This is a genomic window from Gluconacetobacter johannae (assembly GCF_014174305.1).
Taxonomy (GTDB): domain Bacteria; phylum Pseudomonadota; class Alphaproteobacteria; order Acetobacterales; family Acetobacteraceae; genus Gluconacetobacter; species Gluconacetobacter johannae.
The window spans coordinates 148,125-162,085 of record NZ_JABEQH010000006.1; the positions used below are offsets into that span (position 1 = coordinate 148,125).

The following is a 13,961-nucleotide window of genomic DNA, read 5'->3' on the forward strand; positions in this document are numbered from 1 at the left end:
TTCGGCCCCTCTTTTTTTGCCCGTGGCAACGCGCCTCTAATATCCCCGTCCGCGGTCCACCAGCCCGACGGGCGTCTGCCCGGCCCGCAGCCGGCGCAGATTGTCCACCAACTGGTGGGCGGCGCTGGCCGGCGTGGTGTCGCTGGCCACATGCGGGGTGAGGGTAATGCCCGGATGGTCCCAGAACGGATGATCCGCCGGCAGCGGTTCCTGCCCCGCCACATCCAGGATCGCGTGGGACAGATGCCCCGACTCCAGGGCCGCCAGCAGGTCGGCCTCCACCACATGGCCGCCGCGCCCGCAATTGATGACGCCGGCGCCTTGCGGCAGGGCGGCGAAGGTACGGGCGGACAGGATGCCCCGCGTCTCGTCGGTCAGCGGCAGCAGGCAGATCAGGATGTCCGTCCGGTGCAGGAACGCGGCCAGGGTGTCGTGTCCGGCAAAGCAGGTCACGCCGTCGATGGCGTGGGCACCACGGCTCCATCCCGCGCAGGCGAAGCCGAACAGATGCAGCCGCCGCAGCAGCGCCGCCCCCAGGACACCCAGCCCCAGCACCCCCACCCGGCGGTCCCGCGCCAGGGGCTGGGCCTGCGGACGCCATTCATGCGCGGCCTGCGACCGGCGATAGGCCGGCGCCTGCCGATGCAGCGCCAGCGTGGCCCACACGCCGTATTCGACCATCATGTCCGTCAGCGCGGGGTCCACGATCCGCACCAGGCTGACGCCGTCGGGCAGGCCGAGCGACAGGAACTGATCCACCCCCGCCCCTTCCGAAAAGACAGCCCGCAGGTTGGGAAAGCGCGTCATGAGGTCGGACGGGGGTTTCCATGTCAGCAGGTGGGTCACCGCCGCCGGATCGCCCACGTCGGGCCAGATGCGGACATCCAGATCCGGCGCCAGCGCCGACAGGGCGGACCGCCAGGCGGCACTGCGCGCGGATGACGTTCGGATGACAAGGGACATGGTGCGGCGTTCCTGCAAGGCGAGGCCCGATTTATGGACGCCCACCCCGTACCCGGCAAGAATCGCCCCCGATGTCAGACAGGCAGCGCCAGTGCGAATTGCGGGCTGGCGTCGCCGTCCGCTGGCTGAAGGTTCGACAGGGTCACGCCCAGCAGGCGGATCCCCCGGTCGGGTGGAAAGCCGGGCCGCAGCAGATCCTGCGCCACACGCAGCAATTCGGCCTGCGCCGAGACCGGCGCGGGCAGCGAGCGCGCGCGTCCGGTCTGCTGGAAATCGGCATATTTGATCTTCACCGTTACCGTGCGGCCGCCCACCCCGCGCGCGGCGCACGCCTGCCAGACCCGCCCGGACAGGTCATCCAGCGCCGCCACGGCCTCGGCCCAGTCGTGGATATCGCGGTCGAACGTCCGTTCCGATCCGATGGATTTGCGGCGACGCTCGGCATCGACCGGCCGGTCGTCCCGGCCCCGGGCGATGCCGTGATAGAAGGTGGCCGCCTTGCCGAAATGCCGGGCCAGCAGCGCCAGCTCCTGCCGGCGGAGGTCCAGCCCGGTCCGGATGCCCAGCGCCCGCATGCGGGTGGCGGTCGCGGGGCCGATTCCGTGGAACGCCTCGATCGGCAGCGATTCGACGAAGGCCGGCCCCATGCGCGGCGTGATGACGAACAGCCCGTCCGGCTTGCGGTAATCCGACGCCAGCTTGGCCAGGAATTTGTTGTAGGACACACCGGCCGACGCCGTCAGGCCGGTCTCCGCCCGGATGGCGGCCCGGATCGCCTCGGCGATCGCGGTGGCCGACGGCGCATCCACCAGCGGATGGGTCACGTCCAGATAGGCCTCGTCCAGCGACAGCGGCTGGATCAGCGGCGTATAGCGCGCGAAAATCGCATGAATCTGCGCCGAAACCGCCCGATAGACGTCGAAGCGCGGCGGCACGAAAACCAGTTCGGGACATTTCCGGCGGGCGGTGACGGACGGCATGGCCGATCGCACGCCGAACCGCCGGGCCTCGTAGCTGGCGGCCGCGACCACGCCGCGCTGGCGGCTGCCGCCGACCGCCACCGGCCGGCCGCGCAGGGCAGGATCGTCACGCTGTTCGACGGACGCATAGAACGCATCCATGTCGATATGCAGGATCCGCCGTACGGGCGCGGGTCCGGAATCACGCTGCGCCATGTCCTTGCGCCATGCCCTGCTGCCCCGGTGTCACCGGCAGGTCCGTCCCGGAGGCATCCCCGGGACGGAGGCGGTCAGGCGCAGGCCTTTCCCTTGCAGCAGACTTTCTTTTTCACGAAGCAGAGCACCGCCACCAGCAGGCCCAGCGCCAGGATGCCCTTCACGCACGGGGATTTCACGGGACATTTCACAGGACAGTCAGCCATTGGTCTTCTTTCCTCAGTACCTGCGTCCGGCATCGGGATGGGCCGGAGCATCCCCGCATTCTACCCGCGCCACCCCGTATGGCTACCCATGCGCCGCATAGGCGTCCGCCGCGCGAAGCAGATGGGCGATGTCGGGCGACAGCTCGCCGCTATCGACCGGCGGCGGGGCCGTGCCCTCGCCGCGCAGCCGGGCCGCCAGCGCCGCGCCGATCACGGCATAGGCCGCCGCGCGTCGGCCATCCGGGGGGCCGTCCGGGGCGCCATCCTGCGGCGCCTGTCCCGACATCCGTTCCAGCCAGGCGACACTGGCCCCGCCCGCCACCTGGCGCAGGGCCAGCAGCAGGTCGGCCGCCCTGTCCAGGCGCGCCGAGCGGCGCAACCCTTCCAGGCGCAGGCGCTGGCGCGCAATCTCGGCGGCGGTGCTGGCCACGCCGGCGTCGCGCCGGGCCGCCTCGATCCGCGCGATATCCGACACCGCCGGATCGGCCACCAGGGCCAGATAGCGCATGTTGGCCGCCACCGCCTCGGCCAGGCGGGCGGAAAAATGCACCGCCGTCCGTTCCGGCCAGAGCACGAGGCAACCCAGAAGCCCCACCACGCTGCCCAGCACATTGTCCACCGCCCGGGCCAGCGCCACCCCCCAGCCATGGCCCGGACTGCCCAGGTCGGTCACCAGCACGAACAGCGGCGTGAGGAACAGGACGAACAGCGTGTAATTGACCGACCGCAGCGCGATCGTCGCGGCCGCCAGCGGAAAGATCAGCAGCACCGTCGCAGGCATGGGCAACGACACGCCGAGAACGGCCGCCACGATGCCCCCCGCGACGCTGCCCAGCATGCGTTCGACCATGCGCGGCCCCGTGGTCGCGGCCTGCGGCTGCATGACGACGACCACGGCCATGGTCGCCCAATAGGCATACGGCAGGCCCAGCAGGATGGTCAGCCCATACGCCACCACCACCGCGACCGACAGGCGCGCGGCATGACGCGCCGCATGGGGCAGGATCATCCGCCGCCACAACGCCCCCCGCGCCCCCGGTGCGTCGGGCAGGCCGGTCCCGGCCCGTCCGGCTTCGGCGTGGGGGGCGGCGGTCCCCCCTGCCGCCTGCGCCCAGGCCTCCGCCAGGTCCCGCAGCGCGTCGCCACAGACGCCCAGCGCCTGCGCGGCCACCCCCTGCGTCGTCCGGGCCTGCCGGCGCAGCGACGCCGCCAGCCGGCGCATGCGGGCATGGTCCGGATCGACCCGCAGCACCTGCTGCCGCGTGCGGGCGATGGCGACGACCATCCGCCGCAGGACGCGCCGGTCCGCCGGGCGGGCGCGCCCGTGCGACGCGGCCAGGTCATGCTCCATTGCGATCAGCGCCACGAAGACCCGGTCCCCGGCCTCGATCCCCGCCGACAGCGCCCGCCGCACCGGGCTGCCGCCTTCCTCCGCCCCGATCGTGCCCACCATGCCCCGGGTCCGTTCGATCCGGGCGCGGATCGCCCGCCGATAGGCGCCGATACGGCTCCGGCCCGCCAGGTCCGGCCCGGTATCGGCCCGGTCCAGCAGGTCGTACGCCATCCCCGCTTCCTCGCGCAGCAGGGCCGCGGTGGCCCGCCGCGCCGGGGCATAGGGATCGACCGGCCAGGCCAGGGTACAAATCGCCAGCGCCCAGCCCGCCCCCAGCGCGAACAGGCCGGCCAGCGCCAGCGCGCCCGAGGGCGACATCGGATAACAGACCGCGACCACCCCCACGATGGCCGCCAGCACGCCCACCTGCGTCGCGGCGGCGCCATGCCCCCGGCCCAGGCCGCACAGGAAGGTCACCGCCGCCAGCACGGGAAACGCCACGGCCAGCCCCATGCCCGCGACGCAGGACATCACCCCCGCCAGCAGGGTGCCGATGCCGCCGAACATGACCATGGCGCGCAGGCGCGGGCGGCGCGGACCGCCCGGATCGACCAGGCAGGTCCAGAAGGCGGCGAAGGCCGACCACGCCATCAGCGGCTGGCCCAGCCCTGTCGCCAGCCCCATCATGACGCCCACCGCGACGGCCGCGCGCAGCCCTTCGCGCAGGCCGACCTGTTCGGGGGCGATCAGGATGGCGCGCATGCCCAGCCAGTGCCCCAGGCGGGCCACGCGCGACGCCCGCGCGGGCGCGCCGAACAGCCGGCGCAGGCGCGCCCGCCCCCTGTCGCGCATCGCGCCGCGTGCCGGCATCACGGCCCCAGGCCGCGGGCAAAAGGTACGAAACGATCCGGAAGGCGCGGCACGGTGCGGAAATCCCAGGAGGGAGACAGGTTGTTATAACTGACGCGAACCGCCCGTCTTGTCCATTCCCCCGCGGTGCGGGATCGCCCGATCAGGGCAGCTCCGCGATCACATCCACCTCGATCAGCCATTCCGGCCGCGCCAGCGCGACGACGACCAGTCCGGTGAAGACCGGGAAGACCCCCTTGAGCCAGCGGCCGAGCACACGGTACGTCGCCTCGCGATAGCGGATGTCGGTCAGATAGACCGTCACCTTGCAGATGTGCGACAGGTCGGACCCGGCCTCGTCCAGCAGCAGGGCGATGTTGGCCATCACCTTCTCGGCCTGGCCGACCGGGTCGCCCACCGCGACATTCTCCCGCGTGTCCAGGTCCTGCGGCACCTGGCCGCGCAGATAGACGGTCTTGCCCGCCACCACGGCCTGGCACAGATCGTTGTCCAGGTCCTGCTCGGGATAGGTGTCCTTCGTGTTGAAGGGCCGGATGCGCCGGTGAATCATCGTGTCGAACTCCCCGTTCGGTCGTGGCGGGTCAGGATGCGCGGTCCAGCACGCGCGGGTCCAGCCCGGCCGAGCGCTGCACGAAGGACAGCGGGCTGTCCCAGTCGAAATTGCGATACACCGCCGCCAGATGCGCGAAGGGCGGCGCCTGGGCGAACAGCTGGAACGTCAGGCGGTGTCCCGCATAATCCGAATTCAGCAGGTCGCGCCCGTAGGCCAGCAGGCGGCGGCGGTCGGTGGCCGCCCACTGGTCGTTGATGGTGTAGAATTTCTCCAGCCACGGCCCCGTCTCGGGGTCGGCGAAGGCCGCCGCGTCGGGCGTGACGCAGATCTGGCCGCCGCACAGTTCGCGCGCCAGATGCATCATCTCGTGCAATTGCGAACAGGCCAGCACCCGCCCGCTGAACAGCAGCGACTGGTTGGGCATCAGCAGGCCGCCGGGGCTGGGCTCGGCGGTGGCGATCGCCGCCGTCAGATGGGCGTTGATGCCTTCGCGATAGCACGCCAGGCGCGCCAGCTTCTCCTGCACCGCCTGCTGGCGGTCCAGGCCGGTCTGGCGCACGTTGAACAGCGCGGTGCCGATCATCATGTCCGCCAGCTTCAGGTTGCGCTGCACGAAGGCGAACGCGCTGTAGCGATGCAGGGTGGCGCGGATGAAGGTCGCGGCCTTGGTGTGCCGGTAGAACAGCACGTTTTCCCACGGGATCAGCACATCGTCGAAGATGACCAGCGCCTCGACCTCGTCATACCGGTTCGACAGCGGATAATCCTCGGCCGGCGCGCGCCCGGCGAAGCCCGTGCGACAGATGAATTTCAGGTTGGGCGAGGAAAAATCGCAGACGAACCCCACCGCATAGTCCGACAGCGCCGCATCGCCCCAGTTCGCGATCGTCGGCTTGGTGAAGGCCTGGTTGGCGTAGGCGGCGGCGGTTTCGTATTTCGCGCCGCGCACGATAATGCCGGCATCGGTTTCCCGCACGACATGCAGCAGCATGTCCGGGTCCTGGTCCTGCGGCCGCTTGGACCGGTCGCCCTTGGGGTCGGTATTGGCCGAGACATGGAACGGATCGGCGCGGATCGCCTTGTCGACATGATGGCGGATATTGCGCGAGAAGGTCGGATCGACCTCGTTCAGGATATCCTGCCCGTCATACAGCGACCACATCTCGCCGATCGTCTCGTCGCCCACGCGGGTGACCACGCCGCCCACCTCGTCCAGCACCGTGTCGGTCGCCAGCCGCTTCGCCTGCCAGTCCGCCTGGGTGCGCGGCAGTTGCAGCGCGACGGACGAGGCCACGCCATTTTCGTCCAGGCACGTCATGCGGTCGCGGAACGCGGCCTCGTGCTGCATGTCGTAGATGCGGGCGCGAATGTCCACGAGGGGCCTGAACATCGGATGCCGCGTCACGTCGGCGACGCGCTCGCCGTTCATCCAGACCCGGCGTCCGTCGCGGATCGAATCGATGTAGTCCTGACCGGTGCGTATCATGAAACCGTCCTCGTTTCTCGTCAGGCCGAAGCCGAAAGGCCGACAGGCCGGCAGAATTCCCGCCGGCAATACAAAAGCGCGCTGTCGTCGCGGACGACCGTACGCAGCACCCGGCCGATGACGATCACATGCGTGCCGGCCTGCACCACCTGTTCGGGCGTGCAGGTCAGCGTCGCGATCGCATCTTCCAGGCAGATTTCGCCCAGTTCGCCGGCATGCCACGCGCCGCAGCCGAAATCGTAGGCCGGGTAGCGTCCGTCACGGCCGGCGAAGCGTTCCGCCATCTCGGCCTGCGCGGGCGACAGCATGTTGACCGTATAAAGCCGGTTGGCCGCCAGCGGCCCGGCAATCGGGCTGCGCTGGTTGATGCAGGCCAGCACCATCGGCGGATCGGCCGAGACCGAGGCGACCGAACTGACCGTGATGCCATAGCGGCCCGCCGGCCCGTCGGTGACCACGATGCCCACGGGCGCCGCCACCCGGCTCATCGCCTCCAGGAACAGGGCACGGGCCTCGGCCTGTTCCATCCGCACGTCGTCCGCATACACGTCCTGCGCCATCTGCCACCCCTGTTGCCGATCATGACGGTCCCATATCCCGGACCTCACAAAAAGAAATGAATACAGACCATCTGCATCGTCTTTTCCGATGCAGATGCATCGCCGCGATGCAGCCCCCGGATCATTCGTCGCCCGGCACGCCATAAGACGGCGCGGCATCGGGGTTCAGCGCCCGTTCGACGTAATCGTACATCTGCGGCCGCCAGACCGCCCAGATGTCGGCCAGCCGTCCGATGGGCCGCTCGTCCCAATCCACCCGCAGGTCGGTCAGCGGCCAGGCCTCGCGATCCACGACCACCATGCCGGCGGAATGGACCGGCCCGGCCTCGCCGCCTGCGGCCAGGCCCGCCTGCAACGCCAGCAGCAGCCGGTCGCCCAGTTCCAGCGCCGGATCGCTGCCGGCGAACGCCTGCACGATCGCGCCGGGCACCGCGATATCGGCCAGCAGATTGCCCGCCGACACCACATCCACCCCGCGCGCGCTGCCATACAGCCCCAGCGTGCCGCTGCCCGACCAGACGGCCGTGCCGCCATGGCGATCGACGATGGTCAGTTGCCGGAAGGCGCTGCCGGACGCGGTGCGGGCAAGGACGGCGCAGCATTCGTCGGCCGTCAGCCCGCGCGCCAGCAGGTCCAGCCCCGCCGGCCCCAGCCTGGGGTCGGTCACGTTCTGCGTCGTCACCGCGCCGACCCCGGCGCGGGCCCAGGCGCAGCGCGCCGCGACCGCCGGCGACGAGGAGACGACGGCCGACCCGAACTGGCCGGTCCTGGCGCATCGCGCCGCGATGGAAAAGGTCATGGCACCCTCCCGCCCGGCGACGACATGCCCATCTCGCCTGTCCGGACCTTCGGGAACTGTGCATGACAATCCCCGCGCGATCGCCCCGGTTTTTCCGATCCCGTTGCCCGGAAAAGCCGGGGCCGATGCCCAGCAACCCGGCAGGCGCGCCAGGGCCCGCCCGCGCCGCCCGCCACGGTTGCGCGCCGTCGGCGGCACGCGATAGATGGACGCACCGTCACGCCGCACGGACCGCGCATGCACCCGCCCAGACGTTTCCTGCCCTCGCTTTCCCTCCTGACAGCGTTCGAGGCCGCCGCCCGCACCGGCAGCATCACCCGCGCCGCCCACGAACTGTCGCTGACGCAAAGCGCCGTCAGCCGGCAGATCAAGGCGCTGGAAGACCGGCTGGGCGTCGAACTGTTCACCCGCGACCGCCAGACCATCCGCCTGACGCCCGGCGGCGAATCCTATGCCCGCGAAATCCGCGAGGCCCTGCGGCGCATCAGCACCGCGTCGCTGTACCTGCGCGGCAACCCCTATGGCGGCACGCTGAACCTGGCCACGCTGCCCACCTTCGGCGCGCGCTGGCTGGCCCCGCGCCTGCCCGCCTTCCTGGCCGCCTGTCCGGGCATCACCATCAATGTGGGCACCCGCCTGTCCTATTTCGATTTCCGCCTGGAATCGTTCGACGCCGCCATCCATTTCGGCCAGCCGGACTGGCAGGGCTGCCATGCTGACCTGCTGCGGCGGGAAACCGCCGTCCCGGTCTGCAGCCCCGACCTGGCGCGGCGGTTCGACATCCGCACCCGGGACGACATCCTCAAGGCCCCGCTTCTGCATCTGGTGACGCGCCCCGACGCCTGGGAACGCTGGCTGGGCACGCAGGGCGTGGCGTTCGACCTGGTCCACGGCATGCTGTTCGACCAGTTCACCATGGTAGCCGAGGCCTGCGCCGCCGGCCTGGGCGTGGCCCTGCTGCCCACCTTCCTGATCGCCGACGAACTGCGCGCGGGCCGGCTTGCGGTCCTGTTCGACCGCCCGGCCGAGGAACGCGACGCCTATTACCTGGTCTGGCCGGCCGAGCGCGCCGATTACGGCCCGCTGGCCTGCTTCCGCGACTGGATCCTGGCCGAAACCGCCCTCGACCGCCTGGCGTCCCATTCCCCACCGGAATGACCTGTTTACGATTTGCCGATGGCGGCGCGTCCGGCCCGATCCTATCGTGACCGCCGTTTGAAGCAGCCGAGACGCCCCCCACGATGGCCCCAGCACGTTCCCCCGGCCCCGACGCGATCCGCCTGGCCTTTTCCCGCGCCATGTCCGCGATGTATCGCAACGAGGTCCCGCAGTACGGAACGCTGCTGGACCTGGTGCGCGACGTCAACGCGGCCGTGCTGGACGACGATCCGGCCCTGAGCGCGCACCTGGCCCGCACCGGCGAACTCGGGCGCCTGGGCGACGAGCGGCACGGCGCGATCCGCCTGGGCACGGCGGCGGAACTGTCCGACATCCGCCGGGTCTTCGCCGTCATGGGCATGGAACCCGTGGGCTATTACGACCTGGCGGCGGCGGGCGTGCCCGTCCATTCCACCGCCTTCCGCCCGGTCGGCGCGGCGGCGCTGGCGGCCTGCCCGTTCCGCATCTTCACCTCGCTGATCCGGCTGGAACTGATCGAGGACGCGGCATTGCGCGCCCACGCCGCCGCCATCCTGGCCCGCCGGCGCATCGTCAGCCCCCGCCTGATGGCGCTGGTCGCCCGGCACGAAGCCGGCGAGGCGCTGGACGAGCACGACGTCTCGCTGTTCGTCCGTGAGACGCTGGAGATCTTCCGCTGGCACAGCGCCGCCACGGTCGATTTCGACACCTACCGCCGGCTGCACGCCGCCCATCGGCTGATCGCCGACGTGGTGTGCTTCCAGGGGCCGCACATCAACCATCTGACGCCCCGGACCCTGGACATCGACCAGGTGCAGGCGCTGATGCCCGCGCACGGCATCACCCCCAAGCAGACGATCGAGGGCCCGCCGCCGCGCCGCTGCCCGATCCTGCTGCGCCAGACCAGCTTCAAGGCGCTGGAGGAAGCGATCGCCTTCACCACCCCCGACGGCGCGACGGTCGCCGGCCACCACACCGCGCGCTTCGGCGAGATCGAGCAGCGCGGCGCCGCCCTGACCGAAGCCGGCCGCGCGCTGTACGACCGCCTGCTGGCCGAGACCCGGACCATCGCCGACGGGCGGCCCTACGACCAGATATTGCGCGACGTCTTCACGGCATTTCCCGATACGTGGGACGGAATGCGCCAACAGGGGCTGGCCTTCTTCCGCTATGCCGCCACACCGGCGGGCCTGTCGGCGGACGCGGCACGGCGCGACGGCCTGGATGTCGAGGGGCTGATCGCCGCCGGCTTCCTGGCCTGCGATCCCCTGGTCTACGAGGATTTCCTGCCGGTCAGCGCCGCCGGCATCTTCCAGTCCAACCTGGGCGACGGCGGCAGGCAGGCGTACCGGCCATCGGACGCCCGCGCGGCGTTCGAGGCGGCGCTGGGCCGCCCGGTGCTGGACGAGCTGGCGCTTTACACAACCCAGCAGGTAACGTCCCTGCGCCAGGCCCTGGCCGATCTGGGCCGGAGCGACCTCGCGGCCGCCTGACCCCTACCGGCCGACCTCCGGACGGATCGCGTCGCACAGCCCGAGATCGGCCCCCGGCGCATAAGGCAGGCCCACCACGTCACGCAGGTACTCCTGCGTCGCCCGGCAGACGGCGGCGGCGGCGTGCGAGCGCAGCGGCGAGGCGATGACATGGGCGTCGGCATCCGGAAAATCCACGCGCCGGCGCAGGGCGGCCGGGGTGCCCAGCCGGTCATACATCCGCAGCATCGCCGCCACCGACACGGTGGGGTCCTGGTGGTCGGGGTCGCGATTGTAATATCCCATGAAGACCGGGGCCGTGACCTGGCGGAACAGATCGTCCCGCATCGCGCCCCGCGTCAGTTCGGCCAGGGCGACATAGCCGTCCAGATGCACATCCCCCGTCCAGACCGGCCCCACGGCGGGTTCGTGCGTCACGTCCTGCCCATGATTATGGACCAGCCACATCAGCGGCGTGCCCCACGGCCACAGCAACGGGTCCAGCCTGTTGCCGCGCTCGCGCACCAGCGGCGACCACAGCACCAGCGCGGACACCGCCTGCGGCTGCCGCGCGGCCAGCGCCACAGCCAGCGCCCCGCCGGTCGAAGTCCCGATGACGATCACCCGGTCCCCGATCGCCCGCCCGACGGCCAGCGCCATGGCCGCGCCCTGCATCAGCCGCGCGGCCGACAGGCCCCGCATGGCGTCGGGCGCGCGCAGCCCATGCCCCGGCAGCCGGGACAGGTACAGGTTGCAGCCGAACAGCCGCGCCAGGTCGCGATGCACGGGAAAGCCCTCGCCCTGGCTGGCGGTGAAGCCATGCAGATAGACCATGGCGCAGGCCGTCCGCGCCGGATGCGCCGGATCGGCCCAGACGATCCGGGCCTCGGTATCCGGCCGCAACGCCCCCGCCCGGCGCTCCCCCGCCGCAATCCACGCGTCCAGCGCCGCCGGGTCGCGTGGCACGTCCGGCAGGACGACATCCCCCACCCACGGCCGCACACGCGGCCCCGCCGCGAACAGGCAGGCCAGCACCCCCAGCACCGCCAGCCCCACCCGTCGCCACCGCCCCCCTCGGCCGTCCACAGGCGGCACGTCCGTCACATGCACTTCCCAGCAGCAAACAGGGCATCGTGCCGTTTGGGGTCCTGGAAGACGCCGGCCGGATAAGGGGATACGGTAGGCGTCGCATGCTGTTCGGCCAGGATCGCCAGGCCGTCATGGGCAATGAGGTCAAGGATCACCGCATTGCTTATCCGCTGTGCGGTCACGTTGGCTTTCGGGCCTTTCCCGTCCGGCGGCTGGGGGATGCCACGATCCGTCTCCGGCAGGGCAAATATGCTGTTCGATATCGTGCTGACTTCGATGAAGGGCACATGGTAAATCGTCGCCACAAGGTTGGAGTACCAATCGCCGTCTTCGTCAATGACGTGAAAAATCCGATTGGTTTTCTCGATGAAGTCCGTATTGGCCAGCCACATGGTGGATGTGCCCTGCACGCCGTAATAGAAAATATCCGGCGTGGTGCGTGGCTGATGCGGATTCAGCCAGCCGGGCAATGTCGTGTGGGTCGCCACCCGATGCGCCGCGCAGGCGAGGCGCCCCAACAGGCTCGGGTCCAGATAAAGGCCGTCGTAGTGCGTCGGGCTCGATTTTTCATGCCCGAATTCATTGCCGACCAGATCACCGCTTTTCGACATGAAAAAATTGCCGAAATTCACGTTCGCCGCACCCAGGACGATATCGCCGATACGCATCGCCTCCGGTCCGAGATGCGCCCCCGACGTGCCCGGATAGAGGAAGGCCCCGATCCGATAGTGATGGAGCATCTCCTGCGCCGCCAGGCTTCGCATCAGAGGGCCATCCATCGGGGCCACGCTCACCACGACCGGCACACCGTGGATACGCCCGGCATGATACGTAAAAGGACCAAACGTCTGGACATGATCGTCCTGAAGCTGGTCGAAGATCATCTTGTAATCGGGCGGCCCCACGGGAACCAGAAGCCCGAACGCCGCGCGGTCGGATGTCGCCGCCCGCGCCGCCATGCTGCCCGCGCACAGTGCGGCCAGGCCCGCAAAAAGCAAATTCCTCATGCGTGACAATCGCCTCTTGCTGACTGATGGCAGGCAGTTTGTGACGGCTAGCGAATGAACACAACATGAGGGGTCGGCCCCCTCACACTGGTCGCTTATGGGTCGTCACACGCCCGGCCGCTCCAGGGCGGCGTCGATCTCCAGCGCCAGCCGCGCCATCTTCAACGCGCCGTCCTTGCTGGCCGCGCCACAGATGAAGCGGGCCGGATGCGCGAAGACCGCATCCGCAACGCCGGACGCCTCGGCCAGCGCCTCCCGTTCCAGGCCGCCCCACGCTTCCGGCAGCGAGACCCGCTGCCCGAAATCGCCCCGCTTGGGCGGGACGGCCTTCACGTTCCACCGGTCGGGTCCGGCCGGCGAAACCACATAGACGACGGGAAGCTGCTGCTCGAAAATCACCTTCTCGGTGGGCATGCCCGTGTCCATCACCAGGATGCGCTTGTCGTCCGCCCCGTCATAGGCGGCCATCACCCGGTTCGCCGCCTTCAGGCTGGCCCGCATGCGGTCCACCATATTGACCAGATGCGATGCAACGGCCACGGCGGCATTCGCAAAGCCCTGGGCCTCGCGCGCCCGCGCCTCGTCCGGGCCATGAAGCTCGGCGGTGTCCCAGGCCGGACCGCAGGCCGACACGATGTCCGCCAGCGACAGCTTGCCCATCTTCGCGACACCATTGTCATCCTGGTCGATCGGCAGGACCAGCGCGTGATCGACGGCCTGCCAGATCGCGGCTAGCCCCTCGTCGTCCACCGGCGTCGTCAGGATATTGCGAAGCGCCGCAACCCCGTAATCCTTCCACAGCAATCCGGCGGCACTGTAGGGCATGCCGTCCTCGCGCAGCGGCTTGTCCTTCATATGATGGTCATATCGTCCCCGGGACGGTTCATACGCACCGCCCACGTCGAACACGATGTCAGCCGCCTTGATGCGCTCCGGCGAGCGCGTACGCGTGAAATCAAGCCGATCGACGGGTACCTCCCCCAGAACGCGCCCCCGCAGGTCGCCCTGCGGCGCGAGGGCATAGTGAAGGATGACATACCCCAGCGTTTCATCGACATGGAAATTCCCCGAATGAGTCAGTGCTTTGACGGGGGTGGTCCCATTCTCAAGACCAATGGGGGTATGCTCTGACATATAAGGACCTGCCGACAAACAAGGGTGAATTTCCGATCGTGCTCCGTCATGCCGCACGGGCTACGGCCAGACAACACCCTTTGTCGGGAACACTGCCCGCTCCGGCCCCCTGCGACCACCTTGTGATTGGACGTCCCGATCCGGTTTGGTAGTAAGCAGGCGGGTGTCCGCCGCAGG

The 13,961-nt window shown here is 69.8% G+C and carries 12 protein-coding genes; 2 read left to right on the top strand and 10 right to left on the bottom strand.

The window, feature by feature from the left end:
- Window positions 1-36: 36 nt before the first annotated feature.
- The 7 genes from HLH21_RS05930 to HLH21_RS05960 form a co-directional block, all read right to left on the bottom strand.
- A complete protein-coding gene (locus HLH21_RS05930) occupies window positions 37-963 on the bottom strand; it encodes a 2-hydroxyacid dehydrogenase (protein WP_182942265.1) in 927 nt (308 codons plus the stop codon).
- A 74-nt stretch (window positions 964-1,037) separates the two neighbouring features.
- Window positions 1,038-2,138, bottom strand: a complete 1,101-nt coding sequence (gene dinB / locus HLH21_RS05935; protein ID WP_182942267.1) for a DNA polymerase IV — start codon at window positions 2,136-2,138, stop codon at window positions 1,038-1,040.
- Window positions 2,139-2,426: 288 nt separating this feature from the next.
- On the bottom strand, window positions 2,427-4,547 hold the full coding sequence (locus HLH21_RS05940) for an FUSC family protein (protein WP_182942269.1): 2,121 nt from the start codon (window positions 4,545-4,547) through the stop codon (window positions 2,427-2,429).
- A gap of 142 nt (window positions 4,548-4,689) precedes the next feature.
- On the bottom strand, window positions 4,690-5,097 hold the full coding sequence (locus HLH21_RS05945; RefSeq protein ID WP_182942271.1) for a RidA family protein: 408 nt from the start codon (window positions 5,095-5,097) through the stop codon (window positions 4,690-4,692).
- Between the two features lie 31 nt (window positions 5,098-5,128).
- Complete coding sequence (locus tag HLH21_RS05950; RefSeq protein ID WP_182942273.1) at window positions 5,129-6,586, bottom strand: 4-hydroxyphenylacetate 3-hydroxylase family protein; 1,458 nt, start codon at window positions 6,584-6,586, stop codon at window positions 5,129-5,131.
- A 20-nt stretch (window positions 6,587-6,606) separates the two neighbouring features.
- Window positions 6,607-7,146: a flavin reductase family protein gene (locus HLH21_RS05955; protein ID WP_182942275.1), complete on the bottom strand. Its 540-nt coding sequence runs from the start codon at window positions 7,144-7,146 to the stop codon at window positions 6,607-6,609.
- Window positions 7,147-7,267: 121 nt separating this feature from the next.
- Window positions 7,268-7,945: a DUF1028 domain-containing protein gene (locus tag HLH21_RS05960; RefSeq protein ID WP_182942277.1), complete on the bottom strand. Its 678-nt coding sequence runs from the start codon at window positions 7,943-7,945 to the stop codon at window positions 7,268-7,270.
- A 237-nt stretch (window positions 7,946-8,182) separates the two neighbouring features.
- Between HLH21_RS05960 and HLH21_RS05965 the strand changes: the two genes are divergently transcribed.
- Window positions 8,183-9,103 carry a LysR family transcriptional regulator gene (locus tag HLH21_RS05965; protein ID WP_182942279.1) on the top strand — a complete coding sequence of 307 codons (921 nt, stop codon included), beginning with the start codon at window positions 8,183-8,185 and terminating at the stop codon, window positions 9,101-9,103.
- A gap of 83 nt (window positions 9,104-9,186) precedes the next feature.
- Window positions 9,187-10,575: a 2-oxoadipate dioxygenase/decarboxylase HglS gene (hglS, locus tag HLH21_RS05970; protein ID WP_182942281.1), complete on the top strand. Its 1,389-nt coding sequence runs from the start codon at window positions 9,187-9,189 to the stop codon at window positions 10,573-10,575.
- Window positions 10,576-10,578: 3 nt separating this feature from the next.
- Here hglS and HLH21_RS05975 read toward each other — a convergent pair whose 3' ends face one another.
- From HLH21_RS05975 to HLH21_RS05985, 3 genes are all read right to left on the bottom strand, one after another.
- On the bottom strand, window positions 10,579-11,658 hold the full coding sequence (locus HLH21_RS05975; protein WP_264811941.1) for an alpha/beta hydrolase: 1,080 nt from the start codon (window positions 11,656-11,658) through the stop codon (window positions 10,579-10,581).
- Complete coding sequence (locus tag HLH21_RS05980) at window positions 11,655-12,602, bottom strand: phosphorylase family protein (RefSeq protein ID WP_182942283.1); 948 nt, start codon at window positions 12,600-12,602, stop codon at window positions 11,655-11,657. The genes HLH21_RS05975 and HLH21_RS05980 overlap by 4 nt, the downstream gene beginning before the upstream one ends.
- Window positions 12,603-12,755: 153 nt before the next feature.
- The gene (locus HLH21_RS05985; RefSeq protein WP_182942285.1) at window positions 12,756-13,784 is read right to left on the bottom strand and encodes an MYG1 family protein; all 1,029 of its coding nucleotides are present in this window, start codon (window positions 13,782-13,784) and stop codon (window positions 12,756-12,758) included.
- Window positions 13,785-13,961: the final 177 nt, after the last annotated feature.